Origin of the sequence: Acinetobacter sp. 1424608, from assembly GCF_000588255.1 — a bacterium.
GTDB lineage: Bacteria > Pseudomonadota > Gammaproteobacteria > Pseudomonadales > Moraxellaceae > Acinetobacter > Acinetobacter nosocomialis.
In genome coordinates, this window is record NZ_JFXL01000001.1 from 332,247 (window position 1) to 348,172 (window position 15,926).

The 15,926-nt window shown below is 36.2% G+C and carries 18 protein-coding genes and 1 other RNA gene; 12 read left to right on the top strand and 7 right to left on the bottom strand.

What is annotated here, in order from left to right; translation table 11 throughout:
* Position 1 precedes the first annotated feature (1 nt).
* From uppS to lpxA, 9 genes are read left to right on the top strand one after another with little or no spacing between them, the layout of a single operon-like run.
* Entirely contained in the window at positions 2 to 754 is a 753-nt protein-coding gene (uppS, locus tag J678_RS06300) for a polyprenyl diphosphate synthase (protein WP_004708401.1), read from the top strand.
* Positions 754 to 1,578 (top strand): phosphatidate cytidylyltransferase, encoded by an 825-nt coding sequence (locus J678_RS06305; protein ID WP_017394096.1) that lies wholly within the window; start codon positions 754 to 756, stop codon positions 1,576 to 1,578. The genes uppS and J678_RS06305 overlap by 1 nt, the downstream gene beginning before the upstream one ends.
* Positions 1,579 to 2,775: a 1-deoxy-D-xylulose-5-phosphate reductoisomerase gene (gene ispC, locus J678_RS06310; RefSeq protein ID WP_004708403.1), complete on the top strand. Its 1,197-nt coding sequence runs from the start codon at positions 1,579 to 1,581 to the stop codon at positions 2,773 to 2,775.
* 1 nt (position 2,776) lies between these two features.
* Positions 2,777 to 4,132 carry an RIP metalloprotease RseP gene (gene rseP / locus J678_RS06315; RefSeq protein WP_002049590.1) on the top strand — a complete coding sequence of 452 codons (1,356 nt, stop codon included), beginning with the start codon at positions 2,777 to 2,779 and terminating at the stop codon, positions 4,130 to 4,132.
* A gap of 37 nt (positions 4,133 to 4,169) precedes the next feature.
* Positions 4,170 to 6,701, top strand: coding sequence for an outer membrane protein assembly factor BamA (gene bamA / locus J678_RS06320; protein ID WP_025466180.1), 2,532 nt, complete (start codon positions 4,170 to 4,172; stop codon positions 6,699 to 6,701).
* Between the two features lie 41 nt (positions 6,702 to 6,742).
* Positions 6,743 to 7,246 carry an OmpH family outer membrane protein gene (locus J678_RS06325; protein WP_002049593.1) on the top strand — a complete coding sequence of 168 codons (504 nt, stop codon included), beginning with the start codon at positions 6,743 to 6,745 and terminating at the stop codon, positions 7,244 to 7,246.
* A gap of 4 nt (positions 7,247 to 7,250) precedes the next feature.
* The gene (gene lpxD, locus J678_RS06330) at positions 7,251 to 8,321 is read left to right on the top strand and encodes a UDP-3-O-(3-hydroxymyristoyl)glucosamine N-acyltransferase (RefSeq protein WP_017394094.1); all 1,071 of its coding nucleotides are present in this window, start codon (positions 7,251 to 7,253) and stop codon (positions 8,319 to 8,321) included.
* A 6-nt stretch (positions 8,322 to 8,327) separates the two neighbouring features.
* Positions 8,328 to 8,813 (top strand): 3-hydroxyacyl-ACP dehydratase FabZ, encoded by a 486-nt coding sequence (gene fabZ / locus J678_RS06335; RefSeq protein WP_002049600.1) that lies wholly within the window; start codon positions 8,328 to 8,330, stop codon positions 8,811 to 8,813.
* Entirely contained in the window at positions 8,810 to 9,598 is a 789-nt protein-coding gene (lpxA, locus tag J678_RS06340) for an acyl-ACP--UDP-N-acetylglucosamine O-acyltransferase (RefSeq protein ID WP_002049604.1), read from the top strand. The genes fabZ and lpxA overlap by 4 nt, the downstream gene beginning before the upstream one ends.
* Positions 9,599 to 9,653: 55 nt before the next feature.
* Here lpxA and J678_RS06345 read toward each other — a convergent pair whose 3' ends face one another.
* On the bottom strand, positions 9,654 to 10,538 hold the full coding sequence (locus J678_RS06345) for a YbgF trimerization domain-containing protein (RefSeq protein ID WP_004708412.1): 885 nt from the start codon (positions 10,536 to 10,538) through the stop codon (positions 9,654 to 9,656).
* Positions 10,539 to 10,854: 316 nt separating this feature from the next.
* On the opposite strand from J678_RS06345, the gene ffs reads away from it, so the two are divergent.
* Positions 10,855 to 10,951: signal recognition particle sRNA small type (ffs, locus tag J678_RS22805), an RNA gene on the top strand.
* Between the two features lie 14 nt (positions 10,952 to 10,965).
* On the opposite strand, the gene J678_RS06350 is transcribed toward ffs, so the two are convergent.
* The 4 genes from J678_RS06350 to J678_RS06365 form a co-directional block, all read right to left on the bottom strand.
* Complete coding sequence (locus J678_RS06350; RefSeq protein ID WP_004886889.1) at positions 10,966 to 11,448, bottom strand: regulatory protein RecX; 483 nt, start codon at positions 11,446 to 11,448, stop codon at positions 10,966 to 10,968.
* A 54-nt stretch (positions 11,449 to 11,502) separates the two neighbouring features.
* Complete coding sequence (recA, locus tag J678_RS06355; RefSeq protein WP_002049645.1) at positions 11,503 to 12,555, bottom strand: recombinase RecA; 1,053 nt, start codon at positions 12,553 to 12,555, stop codon at positions 11,503 to 11,505.
* 145 nt (positions 12,556 to 12,700) lie between these two features.
* Positions 12,701 to 13,141 carry an RNA-binding S4 domain-containing protein gene (locus J678_RS06360; protein ID WP_002049587.1) on the bottom strand — a complete coding sequence of 147 codons (441 nt, stop codon included), beginning with the start codon at positions 13,139 to 13,141 and terminating at the stop codon, positions 12,701 to 12,703.
* Positions 13,125 to 13,811, bottom strand: coding sequence for an HAD-IA family hydrolase (locus tag J678_RS06365; protein ID WP_017394093.1), 687 nt, complete (start codon positions 13,809 to 13,811; stop codon positions 13,125 to 13,127). Before J678_RS06365 ends, J678_RS06360 begins: the two co-directional genes overlap by 17 nt.
* Before the next feature lie 362 nt (positions 13,812 to 14,173).
* Here J678_RS06365 and J678_RS06370 point away from each other — a divergent pair, with 362 nt between their 5' ends.
* Both J678_RS06370 and J678_RS06375 read left to right on the top strand, forming a co-directional pair.
* Positions 14,174 to 14,410, top strand: coding sequence for a hypothetical protein (locus J678_RS06370; RefSeq protein WP_017394092.1), 237 nt, complete (start codon positions 14,174 to 14,176; stop codon positions 14,408 to 14,410).
* 114 nt (positions 14,411 to 14,524) lie between these two features.
* Positions 14,525 to 14,818: a hypothetical protein gene (locus J678_RS06375; RefSeq protein ID WP_004708422.1), complete on the top strand. Its 294-nt coding sequence runs from the start codon at positions 14,525 to 14,527 to the stop codon at positions 14,816 to 14,818.
* A 52-nt stretch (positions 14,819 to 14,870) separates the two neighbouring features.
* Here J678_RS06375 and J678_RS06380 read toward each other — a convergent pair whose 3' ends face one another.
* Both J678_RS06380 and gigD read right to left on the bottom strand, forming a co-directional pair.
* Positions 14,871 to 15,407, bottom strand: coding sequence for a GNAT family N-acetyltransferase (locus J678_RS06380; protein ID WP_017394091.1), 537 nt, complete (start codon positions 15,405 to 15,407; stop codon positions 14,871 to 14,873).
* 43 nt (positions 15,408 to 15,450) lie between these two features.
* Complete coding sequence (gene gigD, locus J678_RS06385) at positions 15,451 to 15,900, bottom strand: Lrp/AsnC family transcriptional regulator GigD (RefSeq protein WP_001099948.1); 450 nt, start codon at positions 15,898 to 15,900, stop codon at positions 15,451 to 15,453.
* Between the last annotated feature and the right edge of the window lie 26 nt (positions 15,901 to 15,926).

Consider the following 15,926-nt stretch of genomic DNA (forward strand, 5'->3'; position numbering starts at 1 on the left):
TATGACCGAATCAGAAGAGTATCATCTTCCTAAGCATGTTGCCATCATTATGGATGGCAACAACCGCTTTGCAAAGAAAAATCAAATGCAAAAAGGTGATGGGCATCGAGAAGGTAAAAATATTCTTGATCCTATTGTTGAACATTGTATAAAAACTAGTGTCCGTGCTTTAACTGTTTTTGCATTTTCGAGTGAAAATTGGAATCGACCACAATATGAAGTCGATCTGCTTATGAAGCTTCTTGAAGAAACCATTCATGAGCAAATACCTCGCATGAAGAAATTCAATATTGCTTTGCGTTTTATAGGGGATCGTTCTAGATTACCTTCACATTTAGTTGCCTTAATGGAAGATGCAGAGCAACAAACAGTACATCATGACACCATGACATTAACCATTGCGATTAGCTATGGGGGTATGTGGGATATTGCAAATGCAGCTAAACAAGTTGCCCAAGCAGTTTCACGTGGTGAAATTGACGCTGATCAAATAAATGTTGATTTGTTCGAAAAATATGTCAGTCTAAACGATCTGCCAGCTGTGGACTTGTTGATCCGTACAGGTGGAGATTTCCGTATATCTAACTTCTTGTTATGGCAAGCAGCTTATGCGGAACTGTATTTTACGGATACTTTGTGGCCGGAATTTACAGTCGAGGAATTCGATCATGCACTGAATGTTTTTTCAGGGCGTGAACGTCGTTTCGGTAAAACATCTGAACAAATTCAGCAAGAGAAAATCGAGAAATTATAATGTTAGAGCGGATTGTTACCGCATTGGTACTTGTTGCAGTTGTTTTAAGCTGTATGTTTGCTACGCAATCACAATATCCAATGTTGGTACTTATGATTGTAGCAGCAGCGGTTGCGGGGTATGAATGGTATAAGTTGATGCCTCATGAAGCTGGCGCCGTAGTAAAACCTAAAGCATGGGGTTATGGTCTACTTGTTGCTTTTGTTTCGGGCGTTGCCTTGTTCTTTCACGACATTGCATTACTGCTATGGTCTGCTTCAATTTTAACTTGGCTCGTTAGTGTATATTGGGTTAAGTCCTTTCCTGAATTTGATGGGTGGTATAACGCGACCCTTTATGTCATTGGTTTAATTCTTATCTGTGCAGCAGTGACTGCAATTTTTGTAGTATGGCAAAGCTCACCATGGTGGTTGATGTATTTGTTCTTGCTTGTATGGGGTGCAGATAGTGGAGCTTACTTCGTAGGTCGTAAATTCGGTAAGAGAAAATTGGCACCTACGGTAAGCCCTAATAAATCAGTAGAAGGTTTATATGGTGGTATTCTCACTACAATTATTGTAATGCTTGTAGTGCAATATCAATATTTAAACTTAACTTGGGTTCAACAACTTTTATTCCTGATCTTATCTTTAGTCACAGTATTCGGTTCAGTATTAGGTGATCTATTTGAGTCGATGATTAAACGCCGTGCTGGTATTAAAGATTCTGGCCGTGTTTTGCCAGGTCATGGTGGTGTGTTGGATCGTATTGATTCTTTACTCGCGGCAGCCCCGATTTTTGCAACGGGAATGTATATATTAAAGCTTATTGGTGTAGATTTATAGATGACACAATCTGTTTGCATATTGGGTGTAACTGGTTCTATTGGGCAAAGTACATTAAAAATTTTAAGCCAACATCCAGATAAGTATTCAGTCTTTGCAGTTTCGGCACATAGTCGAATTTCTGAACTTGTTGAAATCTGCAAACAGTTCCGCCCTAAAGTGGTCGTTGTTCCTGAACAGAAAATAGTTGAACTAACCACCTTATTTGCTCAACAAAATATACAAGGTATTGATATTTTAATTGGGCAAGATGGTCTAGTTGAGATCGCATCACATACAGATGTTGATATTGTTATGGCAGCAATTGTCGGGGCAGCGGGACTGTTGCCTACTTTGGCAGCTGTTAAAGCTGGTAAACGAGTATTGCTTGCAAATAAAGAAGCATTGGTTATGTCTGGTGAAATCATGATGCAAGCTGCTCGTGATCATCAGGCATTATTATTACCAGTGGATTCAGAGCATAATGCCATTTTTCAGTCATTACCTCATAACTATTTACAAGTTGAGAGAACTGGACAACCTCAACTAGGCGTATCTCAAATATTGCTAACCGCATCTGGTGGCCCATTCTTAAATCATTCCTTGGAACAGTTGGAACATGTAACACCCCAACAAGCATGTAAACATCCAAATTGGTCAATGGGGCAAAAAATTTCAGTTGACTCGGCTACTCTCATGAATAAAGGGTTGGAGTTAATTGAAGCGTGTCATTTATTTTCAATATCTGAACATTTTGTTACAGTTGTTGTTCATCCACAAAGTATTATTCACTCTATGGTGCAGTATGTTGATGGTTCAACATTAGCACAAATGGGTAATCCTGATATGTGTACGCCAATTGCACATGCATTAGCATGGCCTGAGCGTTTACAAACAAGTGTTCCTGCTTTAGATTTATTTGAGTATTCTCAACTTAATTTTCAGGCGCCCGATACCCAAAAATTTCCTGCATTAAATTTAGCAAGACAAGCAATGCGTGCAGGAGGTTTGGCACCTACCATTTTGAATGCGGCAAATGAAATTGCTGTTGAAGCATTCTTAAAGGAAAGGATTGGATTTACACATATTCCACAAGTGGTAGAGCATACTTTGCAAGAGTTAGAGAATGCCGCAGCTGAAAGTATTGAGTGCATTTTAGATAAAGATAAAGTGGCTCGATCTATAGCTCAGAAATATATATCAAGTATTGGAGGCTGAAATGAATGCGCTTTTTATGATTGCAGCAGCAGCTCTTTTACTTGGTCCTTTAATTGCAATTCATGAGTTTGGTCATTACTGGGTTGCACGCAAACTTGGGGTTAAAGTTTTAGTTTACTCAATTGGTTTTGGTCCAACTTTATTGAAATGGACCTCTAAAAAATCGGGTATCAAGTATCAGCTTTCTGCTTTACCTTTGGGTGGCTACGTCAAAATGTTGGACGAGCGTGAAGGTAATGTCGCAGAACAAGATCTACCGTATGCTTTTAATAGACAAAAACCATGGAAACGTATAGCTATTGTTGCTGCAGGGCCATTAATTAACTTAATTTTTGCTGTACTTCTCTTTTGGGTTTTATTTTTACCAGCACAACAACAATTAAATACCAAAATTGGTAAAATTATTCCAAACTCTCCAGCTGCAGAGGCCCAATTGCATGTGGGTGACAAAATTATTGCTGTTGATGGAAAAGAGACTACAACTTGGGAAAAATTAAATTTTGCTTTAATTGATCGGGTAGGCGAGACAGGTACTGTAAATATCGATGTTGATCGTGCAGGTACAGAGAAAAATTTTGTCTTACCCATTAAAGATTTTTTAAAAAACCAGAATGAATCGGCATTGGATATATTAGGCTTCTTGCCTTATCGTCCTGTAATTCCTGCTGTGGTAACAGATTTAACAGAAGATGGTGCGGCTATTCGTCAAGGAATGAAAGTAGGTGATCGTATTGTTGCGATTGATGGCCAGCCTATGAAAGATTGGTTTGATGTTGTTGAAGTCGTACAGCGTTCTCCAGAAAAATTGCTTAATATTGATGTTTTACGTCATGCGCAATTAGTACATTTACAAGTTATGCCGCAAGGAAAGCGGGATAATATGGGACAGGTCAATGGTGTACTTGGTGTAAAAAGTGATGCTGGAAAAATTACAATTCCTGACGAATATAAGCAAACAATTCAATATACTCCAATACAAGCTTTTGAAATGGCACTAGATAAAACTGGCCAAATCTCTAGCATGATTTTGAATTCAATAGTGAAAATGGTTAAAGGATTAATTGGATTAGAAAATCTTTCTGGCCCAATTACCATTGCAAAAGTTGCTGGACAAAGTGCAGAAATGGGATGGGAAACTTTTATCTCTTTTATGGCTTTAATGAGTGTAAGTCTTGGAATTTTAAACTTATTACCAATTCCAATGTTAGATGGTGGTCATCTAGTGTATTACATTATTGAAGCTATTCGAGGGAAACCTGTTTCTGAACAAATACAAATGTTTGGTCTAAAAATTGGTATGGTACTGCTCGGTAGTATGATGCTTTTAGCTTTATTTAATGACTTTATGCGTTTGTAAACGTATATGGATTTATAACTTACTGGAAAAAACTGGCATGCGGCACACACATTTTTTAATGCCTTTGGCACTTGTTAGCGCTATGGCAGCGGTACAACAAGCATATGCAGCTGATGATTTCGTTGTTAGAGATATTCGTGTAAACGGCTTAGTCCGTCTTACTCCTGCAAATGTTTATACCATGTTGCCAATCAACAGTGGCGATCGCGTTAATGAACCGATGATCGCCGAAGCAATTCGAACATTGTATGCCACGGGTCTTTTTGATGATATTAAAGCATCAAAAGATAACGATACTTTGGTCTTTAATGTTATTGAACGCCCTATTATTTCAAAACTTGAATTTAAGGGTAATAAACTTATTCCTAAAGAGGCATTAGAACAAGGCCTTAAAAAAATGGGTGTTGCAGAAGGTGAGGTTTTTAAGAAATCTGCTTTGCAAACCATTCAAACAGAATTAGAGCAGCAATACACCCAACAAGGTCGTTATGATGCTAGTGTTACTGTTGATACCGTTGCGCGACCAAATAACCGCGTTGAATTAAAACTTAATTTTAACGAAGGAACGCCAGCAAAAGTTTTTGATATCAATGTAATTGGTAATACTGTTTTTAAAGACAGTGAAATCAAACAGGCATTTGCTGTTAAAGAAAGTGGTTGGGCTTCAATTGTTACACGTAATGACCGTTATGCCCGTGAGAAAATGGCTGCAAGCCTTGAAGCATTGCGTGCTATGTACCTTAATAAGGGTTATATTAATTTTAATATTAATAATTCCCAGCTTAATATTAGTGAAGATAAAAAACATATCTTTATTGAAGTTGCTGTTGAGGAAGGTAACCAATTTAAATTTGGTCAAACTAAATTCTTAGGTGATGCGCTTTATAAGCCTGAAGAGTTACAAGCACTAAAAATTTATAAAGATGGCGATACCTATTCACAAGAAAAGGTAAATGCAGTTAAGCAATTACTTCTACGAAAGTATGGTAACGCAGGTTATTACTTTGCTGATGTGAATATTGTTCCGCAAATTAATAATGAAACTGGTGTTGTTGACCTAAATTATTATGTAAACCCAGGTCAGCAAGTGACAGTGCGTCGTATTAACTTTACTGGTAATAGTAAAACTTCTGATGAAGTATTACGTCGTGAAATGCGTCAAATGGAAGGTGCTTTAGCAAGTAATGAAAAAATTGATTTGTCTAAAGTTCGTTTAGAGCGTACAGGTTTCTTTAAAACAGTTGATATTAAGCCTGCTCGTATTCCAAACTCTCCTGACCAAGTCGATTTGAACGTAAATGTTGAAGAACAACATTCAGGTACTACCACATTAGCTGTAGGTTATTCACAAAATGCTGGTATTACGTTCCAAGCTGGACTTAGTCAAACTAACTTTATGGGTACTGGTAACCGAGTTGCAATTGATTTGTCTCGTTCAGAAACTCAAGACTATTACAACCTAAGTGTTACTGACCCATACTTTACTATTGATGGGGTAAGTCGTGGTTATAACGTTTATTATCGTAAAACTAAGTTAAATGATAACTATAACGTTAACAACTACGTAACGGATAGTTTTGGTGGTAGTTTAAGCTTTGGTTATCCAATTGATGAAAACCAAAGCTTAAGTGCATCTCTAGGTATTGATAATACTAAAGTAACGACTGGTCCTTATGTTTCTACCTATGTGCGTGACTATTTATTGGCAAATGGTGGTAAACCAACTGGTAAGTCGAATTGGTGTCCAACTGGTAAGACCGAGACTGACCCTAAAACAAATCAACCAATACCTGATACATGTGAAGGTGGTTTTAAAGAATATGATAGTGCTTTTGATGGCGAGTTCTTTACTTATAACTTAAACTTGGGTTGGTCATATAACACTTTAAATAGACCGATTTTCCCAACATCTGGTATGTCTCACCGAGTAGGTCTTGAAATTGGTTTGCCAGGTAGTGATGTTGACTATCAAAAATTAACTTATGATACACAAGCATTCTTACCAATTGGTAAATCAGGCTTTGTGCTTCGTGGTTATGGTAAGCTGGGTTATGGTAACGATTTACCATTCTATAAAAACTTCTATGCGGGTGGTTACGGTTCTGTTCGAGGCTATGACAATAGTACTTTGGGACCTAAATATGCCAGTGTAAATTTACAAGAAACAAAACAGAATGATCCTTCACCTGAAAATGTGGGTGGTAATGCATTAGTTCAATTTGGTACTGAATTAGCATTACCTATGCCATTTAAAGGTGATTGGACTCGTCAAGTACGTCCTGTACTATTTGCAGAAGGTGGTCAGGTCTTCGATACCAAATGTAATATTAATAACTCTGTATACGGTGATAAAGGCATGATGATTAATGGCCAAACTATTACAGATGTTAAGAAATATTGTGAAGATAACTATGGCTTCGATTTAGGTAACTTACGTTATAGCGTGGGTGTGGGTGTAACCTGGATTACTATGATTGGACCATTGTCACTTAGCTATGCATTCCCGTTAAATGATAAACCGGGTGATGAAACTAAAGAAATCCAGTTTGAAATTGGTCGTACTTTCTAAGTACGATCTTATTGAACAACGAAATAAGGAAAGAAATTTACATGAAAAAATTAAATACATTAATGTTAGGGTTAGGCTTGACGGTGGCTTCGGTAGCAGCTAATGCAGCGGGTTATGGGGTGATTGATCTTGCTAAAGTTGTTGAGAGCAGTACTTATTTGAAACAACAAAACGCAAGCTTGAATCAGTCTGTGAAACCAACAACAACTAAACTTGAGCAATTAGGTAAAGAGTTAGAAGGGCTTCAACGTCAAGCGCAGACCCAAGGTCAAAAAATGAAAGAAGATGAGATTAAAAAATTACAATCTCAGTATCAATCAAAGTTAAATGAATTTAATTCAACACAACAGGGCTTACAGTCTAGAGTTCAAACTAGCTTGCAAAGTATGAACACAACTTTTGAGTCTAGAGTTAAGCAAGCTGCTGAGCAATTACGAAAAGAAAATAATCTTGACTTTATTTTGAATAAAAATTCAACTGTTGCCTATGACGCTAAGTATGATTTAACTGATAAAATGATACAAAAGGTTAATTCAATGAAATAAATTAATGAAAGTGCAACAATTTCGTTTAGATGAATTAGCTCACCTTGTTAAAGGTGAGCTAATTGGTGAAGGTAGTCTTCAATTTTCGAACCTAGCAAGTTTAGAAAATGCAGAGGTTAATCATCTTACTTTCGTAAATGGTGATAAATATCTCGAACAAGCTAAAGCAAGTCGTGCAGGGGCTTTCATTGTTACTGCTGCTTTAAAAGAACATCTTCCTGAAAAAGATAATTTTATTATTGTTGATAATCCTTATCTTGCTTTTGCACTCCTTACTCATGTATTTGATAAAAAGCTTACTTCAAAAGGTATAGAAAGTACTGCTCAAATCCATCCTTCTGCTGTTATTTCAGAAGCTGCTTATATTGGTCACTATGTAGTCATTGGTGAGAATTGTGTAGTAGGTGATAACACAATCATTCAATCACATACCAAACTTGATGATGATGTAGAAGTTGGGAAAGACTGTTTTATTGACTCTCATGTCACCATTACCGGTAGTTCTAAATTGGGTGATCGGGTGCGTGTTCATTCAAATACTGTAATTGGTAGCGAAGGTTTTGGTTTTGCTCCCTATCAAGGTAAATGGCACCGTATTGCTCAGTTAGGATCAGTTCTAATTGGAAATGACGTTCGAATTGGATCAAATTGTAGTATTGATCGGGGTGCTCTTGATAATACAATTTTAGAAGATGGTGTAATTATTGATAACCTTGTGCAAATTGCACATAACGTTCATATTGGTTCAAATACTGCTATTGCAGCTACCTGTGGCATTGCGGGTAGTACAAAAATTGGCAAAAACTGTATTCTTGCAGGCGCATGTGGAGTAGCAGGTCACCTTTCAATTGCTGATAATGTGACTTTAACTGGAATGTCAATGGTCACAAAAAATATTTCTGAGGCTGGAACTTATTCTTCAGGAATTGGATTGTTCGAAAATAGTCAGTGGAAAAAGACGATTGTGCGCTTGAGACAATTAGCAGATGTGCCATTGACCCAAATCACTAAACGACTTGATCATATACAAGCTCAAATAGAGTCTCTTGAATCAACTTTTAATTTGCGTAAATAGAATATTATGACCGAGTCAACTACACCTAAATTTGCCATCCCTGAATTACCAATGCAGATTCAAACGATTCGTCAATATTTGCCGCATCGTTACCCATTCTTATTGGTTGATCGTGTGATTGAAGTTACTGACAATAGTATTGTTGGTTATAAAAATGTTTCTATCAATGAAGAGTTTCTACAAGGACATTTCCCAGAATATCCAATTATGCCTGGTGTTCTAATTGTTGAAGCACTAGCTCAAGTTTCAGGCGTTCTAGGTTTTATTATGAACAATGAAACGCCAAAACCAGGTTCTTTGTTCCTGTTTGCTGGTGCAGAAAGAGTTAGATTTAAAAAACAAGTAGTTGCAGGCGACCAACTTGTATTAAAATCCGAGTTGGTAATGCAGAAGCGCGGTATTTACAAATACAATTGTACAGCTAGCGTTGATGGCATTGTAGCAGCAACCGCTGAGATTATGATTTCACACCAAAAAACAGAGCAGGCATGAGCAATCACGATTTAATCCATTCTACCGCCATTATTGATCCATCTGCAGTGATTGCTTCAGATGTTCAAATCGGACCTTATTGTGTTATTGGTCCTCAAGTGACTATTGGTGCTGGTACTAAATTACATTCTCATGTGGTAGTAGGTGGTTTTACCAGAATTGGTCAAAATAATGAGATCTTTCAATTTGCAAGTGTTGGCGAAGTTTGTCAAGACCTCAAATATAAAGGTGAAGAAACTTGGCTTGAAATTGGTAACAATAATTTAATTCGCGAACATTGCAGCTTACATAGAGGCACTGTGCAAGATAATTCATTGACTAAGATAGGTAGTCATAACCTATTGATGGTAAATACTCATATTGCACATGACTGTATTGTAGGTGATCACAATATCTTTGCTAATAATGTTGGTGTTGCTGGACACGTACATATTGGTGATCATGTTATTGTCGGTGGTAATTCTGGAATTCATCAATTCTGTAAGATTGACTCTTATAGCATGATTGGTGGGGCCTCACTGATTCTTAAAGATGTACCAGCCTATGTTATGGCTTCTGGTAATCCTGCGCATGCCTTTGGTATAAATATTGAAGGTATGCGAAGAAAAGGTTGGTCTAAAAATACAATTCAGGGCTTAAGAGAAGCTTATAAATTGATATTTAAATCTGGTCTAACCTCTGTTCAAGCTGTTGAGCAAATTAAAAGTGAAATTTTGCCTTCTGTTCCAGAAGCTCAATTATTAATTGACTCTCTTGAGCAATCCGAGCGTGGAATTGTACGCTAATCAATAAGGCATAAAAAAAGACACTGTTTTAACAGTGTCTTTTTTTATGCCTAAATTATTTTTTAAAGAATTTAGCTTCTTCAGATTTAGGATATTGAGTAAGTAACTTATTTTTGTATTGATTAGCTGATACAGTATTCTTATCGACATCTTTGGCAATACTATATAGTTGATAGAGTGCTCGAGGTGCCTTGCTAGAGTTTGGATATTGGCTAGCGACAATATTGTAGTTTTTCTTTGCTTCATTGTAGTTCACTGGGTCTGTAGCTAAATGAAACTCGGCTAACCAGAAATAAGCATTGCCTGTATAAATACTGTTAGGATGGTTTTTAATAAAGTTTTGCATCGGAGCAATTGCTTTTTTTGCTCCACCTTGTTTATAAGCATCTAAAGCTACTGTATAAGCGGCTTTTTCTAATTCAAGTGGATTAGATTGGTTTTGAGCAGTAGTCGCTGGTTGAGTGTTGGTTACTGGTGTATTAGATTGTTGTTCAGACGTTTGAGATGGGGCGGCAACTACTTTATTGCCATCTGCAGGCTGAGATTGAGATACTGATGGACTAGCAGGTGTGGCGCTATTAGTATTGGTATTTGTACCGTCTTCTTGTGTAGCACTATCAGGGTCAACTTTTTGATGTAATAATTCTAAACGTTGATCTAAATCGGTATATCTATTCGCAAGGTCTTTTTTTAATTGATCAATATCATTCGCTTGTTCTTCTAACTGACCTCTTAAAGTGCGGATATCATTTTCTAGTTGTTGATTTTTTTGCATAAGTTCCCAGTTTAAGTTTGTAGGAACTGAAATATTGCTTGAAGAAGTATTAGATGCACTGCCATCATTTTGACTTAAACCACGAGATTCAATAGGAATGTTCGCGTATAGAGAAGTGGTACTCATTAAGGCAATAAATAATAAAGAATGCTTCTTCATTTGCATGTGTATAAATCCATAATTTTATATAAAAGCCACCTTGACACAGGAATATAAAAAACAATTCTCTAAATATCTAAGGTTTTTCATTGATCAATGCAATTAAAGCAGTTAACAGTTTAAATGCAAGGATAGTTTACAATCTTCAAGCATATTTTATGCAAAATAAGAAAAGAGCATAAGTTCAGAAAACTACATTTTTGGGGTTTTAAGCTATTTTTGCTGATGAATTAATCAATCGAAACAAAAACTTGCTGAAAAAGCCAGAGAAGGGTTGCAACTCTTTTAAAAATCTCTATACTTTGTTTTGCAATGGTAGCCCCGCTGGTGGCTTCGCAATTGTACTCTGTGAACCCCGCCAGGACCGGAAGGTAGCAACGGTAGCAGATCTATGATGTGCCGAAGTTTTGCTAGTGGGGTTGCCACCATTCCTTTAATCCAATTTTCTTTGGATCGCTTTTAAAATTACATCTAAATCAAATCCTCTATATTGTAGAAATCTAATCTGCTTTGCTTTAAGTTTTGGGTCTTTCTCTATCTCTTCTCCAAACTTCTTAACTTTAAGTTGATAAGCTTGTTCTACCCAATCAATTTCGTGAATTTCGTCGGCAATTAAATCATTTTCGATCTGTTTAGTTTTTAAAGCTTGTTGAATGCGTTTCGGTCCTTTACCTTTACGAATCTGACTTGCAAGCATTTGCTCAGCAACACGCTGATCACTTTGGTAATTTTGTTCAGATAACTCTTCAACGAGTTGGTTCACTTCTTCTATATTTTGTGCATAACGGGCTAATTTCTCAATGAGTTCTGCTTTAGAGTAGTCTCGTCGAGTAAGTAAAGCAAAAGCATATGAGCGTAAACGCTGGCCAGTGAGTGGTGGACGCTGTTGAGATTGTTCATTGTTTCTTTTGAACATATATATTTCCTTGTAAAAAACGCCCCGAAGGGCGTTTTTATGACTTAGGTGTAATTAAGATTCTAATAAAAGATCTGGTTCTTCTTCATCATCTTCAATTTGCACTGCGCCATTTGTACCTGTAGTCAACAATTGCTCACGGATATTGCGTTCAATCTCTTCAGCAATATGTTTATTTTCTTCAAAATAGCGGATCACATTATTCTTACCTTGGCCAATTTTATTGCCTTGATATGAATACCATGCACCAGCTTTCTGAACGATATCTTGCTGTACTGCCAAATCTACAAGTTCACCTAATTGGTTAGTACCTTTACCGTATAGAATTTGGAAAATAGCTTCTCTAAAAGGAGGAGCCATTTTATTCTTAACGACTTTAACTTTAGTTTCTGAACCAACAATTTCATCGCCTTCTTTTACCTGACCAATACGACGGATATCTAGACGAACTGAAGCATAGAACTTAAGAGCGTTACCACCAGTCGTGGTTTCTGGGCTACCAAACATAACACCAATCTTCATACGGATTTGGTTAATAAAGATAACCATACAGTTTGAACGTTTAGCGTTACCAGTAATTTTACGAAGTGCTTGGCTCATAAGACGTGCTTGTAGACCCATATGAGAGTCACCCATTTCGCCTTCAATCTCTGCTTTAGGTGTAAGAGCAGCTACTGAGTCCACAACGATCAAATCAATTGCACCTGAGCGAACAAGCATATCAGCGATTTCAAGTGCTTGCTCACCATTATCAGGTTGTGAAACGAGTAGGTTATCAATATCTACACCAAGCTTACGTGCATATTGAGGATCTAGGGCATGCTCTGCATCGATGAAGGCACATGTACCACCAGACTTTTGACATTGAGCAATTGCTTGTAATGTCATTGTGGTTTTACCAGAAGATTCAGGACCATAAATTTCAATAATACGGCCTTTTGGTAAACCACCAATCCCCAAGGCGATGTCTAAAGTTAAAGAACCTGTAGATACGGCTTCAACTGCTTGAACAGTGTTGTCGCCGAGACGCATAACCGTATTTTTACCAAATTGTTTCTCAATTTGGCTCAAAGCGGCTTGTAATGCTTTGCTTTTATTCTCATCCATCTCAAAAACCTCAATACTCTATGTTCATCACGTTTAACCCAAGTGGATGCATTGAATCTCAACTTGTTTCACAGGGCTAATAGTGACAGATTTTTTCTCTAGCTTCTATATATTGTATATGTGAGTGCGACACAACTCGACGTTTTTATTCATCATTATATGACCAGTGGTCTTCATAATGTTGATCGTTATCCTGTTTAAACCGATTGATTTGTCGCCGATCTTTCTTGCTTGGTCTATGGTCAGGTCGAGCTAGATTATGCAATTTTCGTTGCGAAGCAATCAACTCCCGTCTTGCAATACTTACTTCGGTTTCTTCATAAAGCTGTTGTGCAATAGGAGCCGGTCCTCTGGTATTGGAAAGTGCTTTAACAACAACTGTCTTTTTATCAAAACCTTGTTGAACAACAAGTTCCATTCCAACACGAATTTCTTTAGAAACTTTTACACGTTCATTATTGTGATGCACTTTTCCCCCTTCAATTGCAGCTTTAGCAATAGAACGGGTTTTAAAAAAACGTGCTGCCCATAACCATTTGTCGACACGCATGGTTTCTACAGCATCGTTTTCACGCAATTTTGACATCATTATCCTTTCTATCAGTTTGATTCAAAATAGACAGTAGCTCTGTAAGCTGATCTAGTGCTTTATACTCTAAATCTTGTAGCTGTCTTTTACTCTTAAGAGTTGAGGGCTGTAAGATAGTAAACAAGTGTCTTATACCAAATTTTTCTGCAGTTTTTAAAACTTGAATAGTATCGTCTAAAAAAATAGTGTTTTGGGGTTCAAAATAATGCAAGCCTTGTAATTCTTGCCAAAACTTAAGGTCTTCCTTCGCATAACCAATTTGTTCACTAGATACAATCACATCAAAAAAATCTTGAATAGGGATGTTATCAAGTTTTAACTGTAAGCTTGCACAGTCTGCGTTGGTCACTAACCAGCATTGATAGCCTTGTTCTTTCAGAGTATTAAGTAACTTCATACATCCTGATCGTATTTTAATTTTGTGTTGAAATTCTTTTTGAAGATTTAAAACATCTACTCCTGTCCTTTTTGTCCAATACTGTGAAGAATACCAGGAAAGAGTATGTTTATTGCTACGATAAAACTGGTTTAATATTTCATGGCTTTGTGTTAAAGAGATTTGATGCGTCTGAGAATGTCGTTCAGGTAAGCATTCGTTCCAGATAAAATCATCAAAAGCCAAATCTAATAAAGTTCCGTCCATATCGAAAAGCACTATTTTATGCATGTTTTGAGAGCTCCAATTGAAACAGACACGGAAGAAAAGTAATTTAAGATTATAATCATTAAAGACGATAAAAACGGACTGATTTATGGTTATTTCATCATTTTATAATTTAAATAGTCTGTACTAGATAAACAGAGAGATAACAAGAGAGTTCTTAGACTTAGACTACTCAATAAGATCGCTGAAACAAATTTTTTTGAAAAATATTCATATAAAAGGAATAGGGTGGAGGATTAATAAAAATATATTAAAAAATATAGAGTTGTATTTATTAGGGGGTGATTTTTTGATAAGCATTTTTGCTTTTCTATGAACTCTATGGAATTATCATTATTTAAATATTATTAAAAGTTGGAATAAAAGTGGGCTTATATACAATTAGATATGGCTATCGTAATAATAGTTTTTTTATAGCTTCAAATGCTGCTGGACAATTCATTGTGATTGATGCATTAGGAGCAGATTTCCAAATAGGTCATCAAATTTCTTATGAAGGTACCAAAATAATAAATGAAACTTTAAATGATGAGACAGAAGCAAGAGTTCATCTGGAGAGTAATGAAAAAGAGGCTTATGAATATTTACGTGCCATGAAATAATGAATTCGTTATTTTGATTTACATAGGATACGTATTGGCAAACATTTTATAAATTGAACCGTACTTGTTTAAAGTTATATTAAAAATTATCCGAATAACAATTTAGAGTAGGCAATGAAAATTGGATTTATTGGCGGAGCCAATGATGGCATAGTGATCAATGCTGCTAATGGTATTGATACTTATAAGCTTGAATGGCATTACAAGGCTGAGAAGCATTGTGAAGAACAGCCATCATTGGGGCTAAATGGCCCCGAATATGACTATTACAATTTATTAATTTTGAGAAAAAACAAAGAGGCAAAACTTTTCTATGTTTTAACTACAATGGATAAGGAAGCTATTGCAGATAAAATTAATGAATATTGGGAGCATTCCACTTCAGTAGGTTATGACTTCGATGAATAACCTTTATTTTATATTCATTGGAGCAGTTGAAATATATCCATATTTTATTCCTTTATAACTCAAAATTAGGATTATTTATTTCATAAAGAACATGTTCTTGAAGGGCGTGTCCATCTGGAAGCTTGGGATGATTGAAGTGTTTAACTTTACGCATTCCTAGTCTTTCCATTACAGCTTGAGAAGGTTTATTCACTGTTGCTGTAAAAGAAACCACTTTATCTTTATTAAGCACATTGAAGGCATAGTCCAATGCTGCTTTTGCTCCTTCTGTGGCATAACCTTTTTTCCAGTGTTTTGTAGCAATCCTCCAGCCAATTTCAATGCATGGAGAAAAATCAAATTGTTCTGGTTGGTCATGTAGGCCAATAAAACCAATAAAGTCATGGCTTTCTTTTAATTCTACAGCCCAAAATCCCCAACCTTTTTCATCAATAAGGGCCGATGCTCTTTGAATTAAATTTATACTTTCAGTAGCAGATAAAAGCTTTGGAAAAAAACGCATAACATCTTTATCCAATCCCATTTCGATAAAGGGGGCAGCATCGGTTTCCTTCCATTGTCTTAAGATTAAACGTTCGGTTTCGATCATAGTAAAAGCTCTTTAAATATAATTTTTAATTTAACCATATAGTCTACAGTGGCTTTTGTATAATTTTCTGTAAGATAATCTTAGAATTAATGCTTACCACTCCTTTAATTTTATTGAGTGTATTAATAACAAAGTGAGAAAAAGAATTTAGATCTTTAGTGGCGACATGCAGAACATAATTAGATTCGCCTGTAATGATATAAGCATTAATGACTTCATCAAAATTCTTGATCTGGCTTAAGAAAAAGTTGTGGTCATTTTCGGTGAGTTGAGCAAGTTTTATTTCAACTATCGCCTCAATTTTTATTCCTAATTTTTCATAATTAACTTTCGCTTGATATTTTTCAATAATTCCGTTGGTTTCTAAAATCTTGACACGTCTGTGACAAGCAGAGGCTGAAAGATTAACGAGATCAGCAAGTTCTTGATTGCTTAAGCGGGCATTATCTTGTAAATACTTCAAAATTTTTAAATCAATTGCATCTACATTCATTTTCGAATTCCATCCATATTTTTTAA